3 protein-coding genes are annotated in these 2216 nt (G+C 75.4%); all 3 read right to left on the reverse strand.

The genetic code is table 11. From position 1 onward, the window contains the following. On the reverse strand, positions 1-208 hold a 208-nt coding region (locus ABD52_RS37025; protein WP_047894842.1), incomplete at its 3' end, for a zf-TFIIB domain-containing protein. 23 nt (positions 209-231) lie between these two features. Next, positions 232-864 carry a phosphoribosyltransferase gene (locus ABD52_RS37030; RefSeq protein WP_013289349.1) on the reverse strand — a complete coding sequence of 211 codons (633 nt, stop codon included), beginning with the start codon at positions 862-864 and terminating at the stop codon, positions 232-234. Continuing rightward, positions 861-2204 carry a glycosyltransferase 87 family protein gene (locus tag ABD52_RS37035; RefSeq protein ID WP_047894841.1) on the reverse strand — a complete coding sequence of 448 codons (1344 nt, stop codon included), beginning with the start codon at positions 2202-2204 and terminating at the stop codon, positions 861-863. Before ABD52_RS37035 ends, ABD52_RS37030 begins: the two co-directional genes overlap by 4 nt. Positions 2205-2216: the final 12 nt, after the last annotated feature.

Consider the following 2216-nt stretch of genomic DNA (forward strand, 5'->3'; position numbering starts at 1 on the left):
GAGGTGGCGGGTAGCCGGCACCGGACGGCGCGGCCTGCTGCGGGGCGCCGCCGTGCTGCCGGTTCCAGTTGGCCTCGGCATCGAACAGCTTTTCCAGCTCGCCGCGGTCGAGGAAGATGCCCCGGCATTCGCCGCACTGGTCGATGACTACTCCGCTGCGCTCGTACTGGCGCATTTCTCCGCGGCACTTGGGACAGGTCATCTGCATGACAACGACGGTACCGGGTGTTTTCACGCAGTGGCGGTCAGCGCCTGCGTGACCTCGTCGTCGGAGACCTCGTGGAAGTCCTCGTAGTACGCCCCGACGGCGGCGAAGTCGGGCGGGAGTTGGCAGCTCACGACCGTGTCGGCGTCGGCGGCGAGCATGTCGTACGCCTGCTCGGAACCGACCGGGACGGCGACCAGGACGCGGACGGCGCCGAGGTGGCGGGCGACCTGGACGGCGGCGCGGGCGGTGGCGCCGGTGGCGAGGCCGTCGTCCACGATGACGGCGGTGCGCCCGGTGAGGTCGAGCGGTGGGCGGCCGCCGCGGTAGCGCTGTTCGCGGCGTTCCAGTTCGGCCTGTTCGCGGCGGCGGACCTGGGCCCTGTCGTTCTCGCTGATCCGGCCGGCGACCATCTCGTTGAGGACCTGCACGCCGCCGGGGCCGAGCGCGCCGTACGCGACCTCGGGTGCCCAGGGCACGCCGAGCTTGCGGACGACGAGGACGTCCAGTGGTGCGCCGAGCCGGTCGGCGACCACCCGGGCGACGGGTACACCGCCGCGTACCAGGCCGAGCACGATGACGTCGGGCCGGCCGGCGAGGTCGGTGAGTCGTTCGGCGAGTTCGCGTCCCGCCTCGGCCCGGTCGCGGTAGGTGGTCATCCCTCAGGTGTACGCCTTCCGGCCGCATCGCGCGGGGCGGTTGCCGGGAATGCCGCCCTGTCGTCCGGTCGGGTGAGCGCCAGCGCGGGGGCGAGGACGAGGAGGGCTGCCGGGTAGAGCAGGTACCCGAAGCGAGTGGAGGGCATCAGCAGGATCGCGGCGAGCAGTCCGTACCCGCAGATGATGGCCGTGGCGGCGGCGGTGCGGGGCGGACGGCGCAGCAGCCGGACGGCGATGGCTCCTCCGGCGGCGACGAGCAGCGCGGCGGCGACGGCGCGGCCGGCCGGGAGTGTCTCGGCGATGAGGTGCCCGGGGAACGGCGACTGGGCGGGGCTGGTGACGAGGCCGTGGCCGAGCGGGAAGCGCAGCACGTTCTCGACGAGGGCGTCGCGGTCGACGAGGAGCACCGGGACCAGGGCGAGGACGGGTAGGCCGATGGCGCCGAGGGCGGTGCGGGTCGCGGACCGGCGGGTGGCGGCCCAGCAGATCAGCACGACGGCGACCGGCCAGGCGAAGAGCTTCAGGGCACCGGCGGCGCCGACCGCGAGGCCGGCCCGCCCGGGCCGGCCGGCGGCGGCGAGCGCGAGGGCGAGCAGGCAGAGCGCGAGTACGGGGAGGTCGTCGCCGCCGGTGGCGAGGGTGAGCGCGCAGACGGGCAGGACTGTGGCGGCCTGGACGGCGCGCAGGACGGCGGCGTCGCGGCGGGGTGCGCCCGGGCCGCCACTTGCGCGCAGCGTGGCGACGAGGGCGACGAGGGTGAGCGCGGTGACCACGGCGAACCAGACGCGGGAGTCGGTCCACCAGGCGTCGACGGCGGCACGGGGCAGCCCGAACAGCGCCATACCGGGCTGGTAGGGGGTGTAGCCGAGGAGTTGCTCGCCGGGGGGCAGGGCGGCGATGGCGTCGGGTCCGAGGTAGGGGGTGCCGTGCTCGGCGAGGCGGGCTCCGGCGTGTTCGACCACGATCACCTCCTCCTGGGCGCGGTCGGTGCGTCCGCCGGCGCGTTCGACGCTCTGCGTGATGATCGGCAGCAGCGCGGTGGCGGCCCAGGTGAGACCGGCGACGGTCCAGCGTGCGGGCAGGCCGGCCAGGGGGGTGCCGGGGTCGCGGCGGCGGGCGAGCAGCTGGGTGGTTGCGGCGAGCGTGGCGAGCGCGTACCCGATGGTGGCGACGGCGCCCCAGGCGCGGTGCGGCGGGAGGGTGGAGGTGGCGGCGGTGATCGCGGCGAAGACGGTGGCGGCGGCGTAGAGGCCCAGGTCGAGGGCGAGGCCGCCGGCGGCGGTGTCGAGTGCCGACCAGCGGCGGGAGACGGGGGTTGCCGGGTCGGCTTGGGCGGTCACGCGGGCCAGTGT

This window comes from Micromonospora sp. RV43 (genome assembly GCF_001029515.1).
GTDB lineage: Bacteria > Actinomycetota > Actinomycetes > Mycobacteriales > Micromonosporaceae > Micromonospora > Micromonospora aurantiaca.